The organism is Phenylobacterium sp. (genome assembly GCF_024508875.1).
Classification (GTDB): Bacteria; Pseudomonadota; Alphaproteobacteria; order Caulobacterales; family Caulobacteraceae; genus Phenylobacterium.
Genome location: NZ_JANINU010000083.1, coordinates 1 through 8,628, shown reverse-complemented (window position 1 = coordinate 8,628; position 8,628 = coordinate 1). Strand labels below are relative to the sequence as shown.

General features: G+C 69.5%; 10 protein-coding genes. 6 read left to right on the top strand and 4 right to left on the bottom strand.

Annotated features, from left to right (window positions below):
• Positions 1-375 (top strand): DNA starvation/stationary phase protection protein (locus tag Q0L11_RS07660; protein WP_296596448.1); only part of this gene is annotated, 375 nt, incomplete at its 5' end.
• A gap of 34 nt (positions 376-409) precedes the next feature.
• Here Q0L11_RS07660 and Q0L11_RS07655 read toward each other — a convergent pair.
• Complete coding sequence (locus Q0L11_RS07655) at positions 410-1,756, bottom strand: erythromycin esterase family protein (protein ID WP_296596447.1); 1,347 nt, start codon at positions 1,754-1,756, stop codon at positions 410-412.
• Between the two features lie 79 nt (positions 1,757-1,835).
• Here Q0L11_RS07655 and Q0L11_RS07650 point away from each other — a divergent pair, with 79 nt between their 5' ends.
• Positions 1,836-2,402: an NUDIX hydrolase gene (locus tag Q0L11_RS07650; protein ID WP_296596445.1), complete on the top strand. Its 567-nt coding sequence runs from the start codon at positions 1,836-1,838 to the stop codon at positions 2,400-2,402.
• Here Q0L11_RS07650 and Q0L11_RS07645 read toward each other — a convergent pair whose 3' ends face one another.
• Entirely contained in the window at positions 2,403-2,723 is a 321-nt protein-coding gene (locus tag Q0L11_RS07645; RefSeq protein ID WP_296596444.1) for a type II toxin-antitoxin system RelE/ParE family toxin, read from the bottom strand.
• A complete protein-coding gene (locus Q0L11_RS07640; protein ID WP_296596443.1) occupies positions 2,723-2,962 on the bottom strand; it encodes a type II toxin-antitoxin system ParD family antitoxin in 240 nt (79 codons plus the stop codon). Before Q0L11_RS07640 ends, Q0L11_RS07645 begins: the two co-directional genes overlap by 1 nt.
• Before the next feature lie 188 nt (positions 2,963-3,150).
• Between Q0L11_RS07640 and Q0L11_RS07635 the strand changes: the two genes are divergently transcribed.
• A complete protein-coding gene (locus Q0L11_RS07635; protein ID WP_296596442.1) occupies positions 3,151-3,423 on the top strand; it encodes an usg protein in 273 nt (90 codons plus the stop codon).
• A 45-nt stretch (positions 3,424-3,468) separates the two neighbouring features.
• Positions 3,469-5,070 (top strand): peptide ABC transporter substrate-binding protein, encoded by a 1,602-nt coding sequence (locus Q0L11_RS07630; RefSeq protein WP_296596441.1) that lies wholly within the window; start codon positions 3,469-3,471, stop codon positions 5,068-5,070.
• Positions 5,071-5,103: 33 nt separating this feature from the next.
• Here Q0L11_RS07630 and Q0L11_RS07625 read toward each other — a convergent pair whose 3' ends face one another.
• The gene (locus Q0L11_RS07625; protein WP_296596440.1) at positions 5,104-5,397 is read right to left on the bottom strand and encodes a glycine zipper 2TM domain-containing protein; all 294 of its coding nucleotides are present in this window, start codon (positions 5,395-5,397) and stop codon (positions 5,104-5,106) included.
• A gap of 112 nt (positions 5,398-5,509) precedes the next feature.
• Here Q0L11_RS07625 and Q0L11_RS07620 point away from each other — a divergent pair, with 112 nt between their 5' ends.
• Both Q0L11_RS07620 and Q0L11_RS07615 read left to right on the top strand, forming a co-directional pair.
• The gene (locus Q0L11_RS07620) at positions 5,510-6,706 is read left to right on the top strand and encodes an MFS transporter (protein WP_296596439.1); all 1,197 of its coding nucleotides are present in this window, start codon (positions 5,510-5,512) and stop codon (positions 6,704-6,706) included.
• A 63-nt stretch (positions 6,707-6,769) separates the two neighbouring features.
• On the top strand, positions 6,770-8,628 hold a 1,859-nt coding region (locus Q0L11_RS07615; RefSeq protein WP_296596438.1), incomplete at its 3' end, for a TonB-dependent receptor.

The window sequence follows — 8,628 nt, the reverse complement described above, 5'->3', positions numbered from 1 at the left end:
GCGGTCTACCTGAAGACCCACGGCTACCACTGGAACGTCCGCGGCCCGAACTTCGGCTCGCTGCACGCCCTGTTCATGACGCAGTACACCGAGATGTGGGCGTCGATCGACCTGATCGCCGAGCGGATCCGGGCGCTGGGCGAGTACGCGCCCCAGGGCTACGGCGCCTTCGCCGACCTGTCGCACATCAAGGATGGCGACCCGAAGAAATCCGCCGACGAGATGCTGAAGGAGCTGGTCGCCGACCACGCCACCCTCGTGGCCACGGCCAAGGCCGCCCGCGAGGGCGCCGACGACGTCACCGCTTCACTGATCGACGCGCGTGTCGAGGCGCACGAGAAGCATGCGTGGATGCTGCGGGTCTCGATCGGTTAGGGCATTTCCCTCCCCGTCATCGGGAGGGAGAGCGCTACAATCCGAAAGGCCAGGTCTCGTCTTCGCCGACGCCGACGGTCTGCGCGCCCAGTGGGGTGACCGCGGTGGTCTCATCGAACCAGACCCAAGCGTCGTACTGCTCGGAGAGCCGGCATTCGACGTAGTGGCTCCAGCGCTCGGTCTCCGGGCGGTAGATGACGCCGATGAAGCGCTGCAGGCGCGGGTCGGTCAGGGCGCGGCGCACGGAACTGTTCGCACCGGGGCGAAGGTCCAGCAGGAAGCGGTCCAGGCCAGCGTTGTGCGATTGGCGCTCCAGGCTTTCCGGCAGCGAGGGGCGCACCGCCTTGACCTCCATCGGCCCGTCCCAGTCGCTGGCGCAGGCCACGGCGCCCGTGTGCGTCCCGAGGCCGATCAGGCGCGCCTGTTCGCCCCAGTGCTGGCGGCAGAGCTGGCCCAGGTTCAGTTCGTCGCGCACCGGGCCCATCTCGGTCGCGCGGGCGTCGCCGACGTGGGAATTGTGCGCCCAGACCACCGCGCGGGCGTGCCGCCCCCTCGCCTCCATCAGCGCCTTGAGCGTCTCGAACATGTGCGTGTCGCGCAGGTTCCAGGCCTCGGCGCCGCCGTAGTACATGGCCCGGTAATAGGCCTCGGCGTCCTTCACGAGGCGCGCGCTCTGGGCCGCGTCCATCAGGGCGTCGTCGCCATCGCCGCGCGGCCGCTCGCGCACCTGCCGCGCCAGCATGTCGGCCAGCATCGACGTCACCGGCCCCTCGCAGCCGGCGTAGCGGCCCGACACCGCCATGCGGCCATAGGCCTGCGGCTCCTGGGCCCAGGGCGTGAGGCAGCCGTAGCGCTCGCGAGCGACGCCGGCGGCCGTCGGATCCACACGGTCGAGATAATCGATCACCGCCCGCATGGAGCCGGCGAGATTGTAGAGATCGAGGCCGTAGACGCCGGTCCGGTCGCTGCGCGAACGCGAAGCGTTGTGGCCCGAGAGCCAGGCCAGGAAGGAGTCGAACTCGCGGTTCTTCCACATCCACGAGGGGAAGCGCGCGAAGGCCTTGCCCGCCGTGGCTTTTCCGCCACGCACCCGCGCGTCCAGCACGCGGGCGTCGGGCCAGTCGGCCTCCAGCGCCACGATGTTGAAGCCGCGCTTTTCGACCAGCCAGCGGGTGATCGCCGCCCGCGCCCGGTAGAACTCGGACGCCCCGTGGCTGGACTCGCCCAACAGCACCACCCGCGCGTCGCCGAAGCGGTCGAACATCCGCCCGAACGCCGGGTCGTCGAAGTCGGGCAACCGCTCGGCCGCCGCGGCGATCTGGCCAGCGGGACCGCGGGGTAGCGGGCGAGGCTCCTCGACGTGCGGAAGAATGTCGGGCATGGCCAGCTCCCCAGGGACGCTACGCAACGACGGACCATCGGTCCGGTTCCCGGCGGAAGGCGGTCAGGAGAGTGGCGAAATGGCGACCGTTGAACTTCGCAAGGTCGAGACCGTCTACCAGGGCTACGTGACGCTGCTGCAGGCGACGCTCTCCGGCCCCGACGGGCAAGCGTTCAACCGCGAGATCGCGCACCATGGCCGGGCCGCCTGCGTGCTGCCCTACGATCCGGAACGCCGGACCGCCCTGCTGGTCAACCTGCCCCGGGCGCCGGTGATCTGGGCCGGCGGGCCGCCCGAGTTGCTGGAAGCGCCGGCGGGCCGGGTCGAGGACGAGGACCCGGAGGAGACTGCGATCCGCGAGGCGCTGGAGGAGTGCGGCGTGCGCCTGGGGCGGCTGGAGGCGGTGGGCTCGCCCTTCGCCTCGCCCGGCGTGTCGAGCGAACGCGTCGACCTGTTCCTGGCCGCCTATACGGCGGCCGACCGCATCGCGGCCGGCGGAGGCGTGGCCGACGAGCACGAGCACATCGCGGTGGAGGAAGTCCCGCTGTCGCTCCTCTGGACGTGGGTCGAGCAGCGGAAGGTCGAGGACCTGAAGTCGCTGGCGCTCATCCTGGCGCTGCGGGTGCGCCGCCCGGAGCTGTTCTGATCAAGGGTCCTGCAGCCAGGCCGGGATGTCGCGGCGGGCGTGAAGCACGCGCCAGACGTCGATGACGTCTTCGCGCTCCAGGTAGAAGACCAGGAACGGAAACCGGGCCAGGCCGCGACTTCTCAGTCCCGGCAGGTCCAATTCGTGAGCGTACCGCGGCGAGCCGGCGCCCGGAGGGACAGCCATGGCTTGAAGAGCAGCCTCGAGCGCCGCGACGAACCGCAGCGCTACCTTCTCTCCCGCCGTCGTCAGATAGTCGTCGAGGTGCGCATCGACGTCGCGCCTTGCGGCGTCGCGCAGGATAACCGGCTTGTTGGCCATCAGCCCTCGGCGCGACCCGTGACGCGCGCCCTCAGCTTGGCGAAATAGGATGCGTCCGCCGCCTCCCTGGGCTCGGAGCCCACGCCTTCGAGAAGCAGGCCGCGCAACTTCTGTCGGTCCTGATCGCGGCGGATCAGCTCGCGCACATACTCGCTGCTGGTGCCGTAACCGCGACCCTCGACCTGTTCATCGACAAACGCCTTGAGCGAAGCCGGCAGGGAAATGTTCATCGTGGCCATGGGCAGCCGCTAAACACATGGCAAAATTTGGCAAGATCATCAGCCGCAAGGCAGCTTGGCAGCAGCCACCCCATCCGAGTGCTAAGATTTTGGATTCATAGAGCTTTCATCCAGAATCAGTTTTCCTGTCGTCGAGCGCGGCCAGGGACGTCGCCGACCGCGCGAGGGCTTTGACGCGAGGTCGCTTGATGAAGGTTTCGCCCGAGTTCCGGAAGCAACTGGAAGGCTACAGCCTCACCACCGCCGAGATCCTCTACCGCATGCCGGACCACCCCAGCCTGCTGCAGAGCTACGTCTGGCAGGACTACGACATCTTCCCGGAGTTCCCGACGCTGAAGAAGTTCCTCGACTTCTGGACGCGCACGCTGGACGGGCCGCTGTTCAAGGTGACCGTCGGGCACTGCAAGCTGATCAGGCCGGCCGAACTGAAGGCCATCGGGGCCGAGTTCCGACTGCAATAGCCGAAGGCCTCGACAGGCGCCGAATCCGCGTGGACTGATGGCGGCGTGCCGAAGCCGCTCGCCGCCGCCTTCCTCGCCCTGCTCGCCCTTGCGGCCTGCAGCAACGCCCCGCAGCGCGCGGCCTGCCCTGCGGGCCAGGTCTGCCTGGAATACGGCAACAACACCGAGCCGCAGACGCTCGATCCGGCCAAGGCGAATCTGATCGACGAGTCCTCGATCATCAGCGACCTGATGATGGGGCTCACCACCGACGCGCCGGACGCCAAGCCGATCCCCGGGGCGGCCGAAAGCTGGACGGTGAGCCCTGACGGCCTGACCTGGACGTTCCGCCTGCGTGACGCGAAATGGTCGGACGGCGTGCCCGTGACCGCCGACGACTTCGTCTATGGCCTGCGGCGGACGCTCGATCCGAAGACGGCCTCGATCTACAGCTACCTGCTCTATGTGATCAAAGGCGGCCAGGCGGTGAACGAGGGCAAGGCGCCGCTCGCGAGCCTGGGCGTGCGGGCGCTGGATCCGCGAACCTTGCAGATGACGCTGGAGCACCCGGCGCCCTACCTGCCCGAAGTCCTGAAGCACCAGTCGTTCTATCCCGTGCCGAAGCACGTCGTGGAACGGTACGGCGACGGTTGGGTCCAGCCGGGCCGCTACGTCTCGAACGGGCCGTTCAAGCTGCTGTCCTGGCGACTGGGCGACCGGATCACCGTGGTGAAGAACCCGTTGTTCTGGGACGCGGGCAAGGTCTGCCTGGACCGCGTGAACTACTATCCGACGCCCGACGTGGTCAGCGCCGAGCGGCGGGTGGCGCGCGGCGAACTCGACCTCAACACCCGCTTCCAGTCCAACCGCTACGAGCGGCTGCAGAAGACCATGCCGGGCGTCGCGCGCACCGACGTCTCGCTGGCCACGGCCTACATGTCGTTCAACGCCGCCGTGCCGGCCTTCCGCGACATCCGCGTCCGGCGCGCGCTGTCGATGACCATCGACCGCGACTTCATGACCGCCAAGCTGCTGCGCGCGGGCCAGCAGCCGGCCTATGCGTTCGTTCCCGGCATCACCGCCAACTACGTCAAGGACGGCCCGAAGCTGGCCTGGACGGCGCTGCCGTTCGCGCAGCGGCAGGCCGAGGCCAGGCGCCTGCTCGCGGCGGCGGGCTACACGAAGACGCGGCCGTTGAAAGTGACCATCACCACCCCGAACAACACCGACACCCTCCTGCTGATGGAGGCCGTGCAGGCCGACTGGCGGGCGATCGGGGTCGACGCGCGCATCGAGCAGAACGAGGGCGGCGTCGCCTTCGCCGCCTACCGCAACCGCGCCTTCGAGATCGGCAACATGAGCTGGTACGGCGACTTCAACGACCCGGTGACGTTCCTGGGCCTCTTCAAGTCCGACACCGGCGCGCAGAACTATGGGGACTACAGGAACCCCGCCTACGACGCCTTGCTGGCCGCCGCGGACCAGGAGCCGGACGCCGCACGCCGCGCGCAGATTCTGGCGCGGGCGGAGAGGATGCTGCTGGACGACGAAGGCGTCGCGCCGATGTTCTTCGTCGTGAACCGCAGCCTGGTCAGCCCGCGGGTGACAGGCTGGGCCCACAACGCGCCGAACTTCCACCGCACGCGGTGGATGTGCCTGCGGAAGTGATCGCGTCCTCTCCCACTGCGTGGGACAGGAGCGTCAGCGGTATTCGTAGTGGCAGCGCTTCTTCTTCGCGTTGCTCTTGGCGATCTGGTGGCCCGCGACCGCGCCGACGCCGGCGCCGATGAGGGTGCCTTCGGTCTTAGCGCCGTGCCCGGCGACCACATTGCCCAGCACGCCGCCCGAGACGGCGCCGATGACGGTCCCCTTGTTGGCGCTCTTCTTCACGCTCTTGCAGACGAGCACCCGCTTCGCCTCGGCCGCCGTGGGAACGGTGACCAGGGCGGTCCCCGCAGTGGCGAACACGATCGCGGCGATCAGCCGATTGCGCATGGCTTGGTCCTTTCGAGGTTCGACACGCGGTCCCCTAAACACCCCAAGGCAGCGCTAGGTTTCCGGCGACCTTATGGCATGGTCCGGCGTTCGGCGGATTCGGGGAAGCGCGGTGCAGGCAAAGTCGCTGGGAGGGGGCGGGGCGGGCCTCGTCGTCTTCATTTGCTTCCTGATCGCCGCGATCGAGGGCTACGACATCCAGGCCTTCGGCGTGGCCGCGCCCAGGATGGTCCCCGAACTCGGGCTCGACCCGGGCCAGCAGGGGTGGGCCGGCAGCGCGGCGATGGTAGGGCTGGTGCTGGGCGCCCTCGTCGGCGGCTGGCTGGCCGACCGCCACGGCCGCAAGCCTGTGCTGCTGGGTTCGGTGGCGGCGTTCGGCGTCTTCTCGCTGCTGACGGCGATGGCCCACTCGTACGAGGCGCTGCTATGGGCCCGCTTCGCGACGGGCCTGGGCTTCGGGGGCGCAATGCCGAACCTGATCGCGGTGGCCGTCGAGATCAGCAAGCCCGAGCGACGGGCGGCGACCGTCTCGGCCATGTTCTGCGGCATGCCGGCGGGCGGGGCGATCTCGGCCCTGATCGCGCGGCTGATGGGCGACGGGCTGGAATGGCGCGCGATCTTCGTGGCCGGCGGCTTGGCGCCGCTAGCGTTGCTGCCCGTGATCGTCTTCCTGCTGCCCGAGACGCGGCCCGCGCACGATCCGGCCGCCGACCGCAACCTGGCGCGCGGCCTGTTCGCCGAGGGCCGGGCCGCCGCCACCGTGCTGATCTGGGCCGCGTTCATGCTGACCCTGGTGGTGCTGTACCTGGGCCTGAACTGGCTGCCGACCCTGGTGGTGGACAAGGGTCACCCGCCGTCCGAGGGGTTCATGGCGGCGATGGTGTTCAACGTCGCCGGCGCGGCGGGGTCGATCCTGGTGGGCGCCATAGCGGACCGACTGGGTTGGCGCGGACCGCTGGCGGCCGTCTACCTGGCTCTGGCCGCGGCGATGGCAGGCTTGGCGGTGTCGGATGCGCCGGCGGCGATCCTCGCGCTGTCGGGCGCGGTGGGCTTCCTGGTGATGGGCGCCCAGTTCTCGCTCTATGCCGTCGCCCCGATGCTCTACCCCGTCCACCTGCGCGGCGCCGGAGCCGGCACTGCCATCGCCGTGGGCCGGCTTGGCTCCATCGCCGGGCCGCTGATCGGCGGCGAGTTGCGCAATGCCGGCGCGACGCCGGGCGAGGTCTTCCTGTCCATGGCGCCGGTCGCGCTGGCCGCGGCCGTCATCCTCGTGGCGCTGGGCCGAACGGCAAAACCTCAGGATGGATGATAATGCGAATGACTCGCATGATCGGGTGATCTATAGGGCGTCCCTCGACACCTGAGGGGGCCTATGCGTACTGCGACTTCCACCATCGCCTTGACCCTCGGCGCGGCCCTGACCGCGTGGCCCGCCCTCGCCGGAGAGGCCGACGCGGGACCGGAAGTCGGCGAGGTCGTCGTCACCGCCGCGCGCACCATCCTGCCCGCCAACGCCATCCCGCTGACCGTCGACGTGATCGACAAATCGGCCCTGGACCAGCAGGTGAAGATCTCGGGCTCGGTGGTCGACGCCGTGGCGGCGCTGACGCCGTCGTTCTCGCCCACTCGCCAGAAGCTGTCGGGCGCCGGCGAGACCCTGCGCGGCCGCTCGCCGCTGTACGCCATCAACGGCATCCCGCAGTCGACCCCCCTGCGCGACGGCTCGCGCGACGGCTTCACCATCGATCCGTTCTTCGTGGACCGCGTCGAGGTGATCTTCGGCTCCAACGCCCTGCAGGGCATCGGCGGCACGGGCGGCATCGTCAACCAGGTGACCGTCGGCGCGCCTACGGCCGACGGCTTCAGCGGCCGCACCCTGGTCCAGACCCTGGCCGACAACGGCTTCCACGGCGACGGCGCGGGCTACAAGGCCGCCGGCCTGGGCGCATGGAAGACCGGCGCGTTCGACGCCACCGTGGGCGCGGCCTACGAGACCCGCGGCGCCTACTACGACGGCCACGGCAAGCGCGTCGGCTTCGACGCCGCCCAGGGCGAGACCCAGGACTCCCAGAGCTGGTCGCTGTTCGGCCGCTTCGGCTACGCGGTCAGCGACACGGCGCGCGTGGACCTGATCCTCAGCCGCTTCCAGCTCGAGGGCGACGGCGACTACGTCAATTCGCCCGGCAACCGGACCACCGGCGTCCCCTCCAAGGCGATCCGCGGCGTCCAGCCCGGCACGCCGGCCCGCGGCCGCACCGAGAGCGCCTCGATCTCCTACACCGACACGGCGCTGTGGGGCGGCAATCTGGTCACCCAGGCCTTCTTCAACCGCACGCGCGACCTGTTCGGCGGCGACAGCTCGGCCACGTTCCAGGACGTCCGCATCGCCCCGCTGGGCACGCTGCTGGACCAGTCCGAGAACCGCTCGAAGAAGCTGGGCGCCAAGTTCAGCTACGAGCGCGCCGTCCCCAGCTTCGAGAACCTCACCGCCACGGTCGGCCTCGACCTGCTGAAGGACGAGACCGAGCAGGCCCTGGTGCGGACGAACCGCGTATGGGTGCCGCCGACCGACTACCGCTCCATCGCCCCGTTCGTGCAGGCCAACCTGGCCCTGTTCGACAAGAAGCTGCGCCTGGCCGGCGGCCTGCGGAACGAGAACGTCCGGATCAAGGTGGACGACTTCACCACCCTGGCCTTCTACGGCTCGCGCTTCGTCTCGGGCGGCGCGCCGGAGTTCCACGACACCCTGTTCAACGGCGGCGTTATCGTCGAGCCCGTGCCCGGGATCCGTGGCTACGTCAGCTACGCCCAGGGCTACACGGTCCCGGACGTCGGCCGCATCACGCGGGCGATCAACATCAACGGCGTCGACATCGACGACTACCTCGACATCAGCCCTATCGTGTCGAACAACCGCGAAGTCGGCCTGGAGCTGAAGCGCGGCTGGATCGACGCCAGCGCCACCTACTTCTGGTCGGCCAGCAGAAAGGGCCAGCTCCTGGTGTTGGTCGGCACGGTGTTCGAGGTGCAGCGCCAGCGCGTCGAGATCGAGGGCCTGGAGCTGAACGCCACCGTCCGCACGCCCATCGAGGGCCTGACGGTACAGGCCGGCTACGCCGACCTGAAGGGCCGCGCCGACTCCAACGCCGACGGCAAGGTGGACATCGACCTGGACGGCGCCAACATCTCGCCAGACCGGATCGTGGCGGCGGTGAACTTCAACCGCGGCCC

Excerpts from the sequence above, each read along its gene's own strand:
- Q0L11_RS07625 (WP_296596440.1), bottom strand. The coding sequence starts at position 5,397 with ATGCGCAATCGGCTGATCGCCGCGATCGTGTTCGCCACTGCGGGGACC.
- Q0L11_RS07655 (WP_296596447.1), bottom strand. The coding sequence starts at position 1,756 with ATGCCCGACATTCTTCCGCACGTCGAGGAGCCTCGCCCGCTACCCCGC.
- Q0L11_RS07645 (WP_296596444.1), bottom strand. The coding sequence starts at position 2,723 with ATGGCCAACAAGCCGGTTATCCTGCGCGACGCCGCAAGGCGCGACGTC.
- Q0L11_RS07650 (WP_296596445.1), top strand. The coding sequence starts at position 1,836 with ATGGCGACCGTTGAACTTCGCAAGGTCGAGACCGTCTACCAGGGCTAC.
- Q0L11_RS07635 (WP_296596442.1), top strand. The coding sequence starts at position 3,151 with ATGAAGGTTTCGCCCGAGTTCCGGAAGCAACTGGAAGGCTACAGCCTC.
- Q0L11_RS07640 (WP_296596443.1), bottom strand. The coding sequence starts at position 2,962 with ATGGCCACGATGAACATTTCCCTGCCGGCTTCGCTCAAGGCGTTTGTC.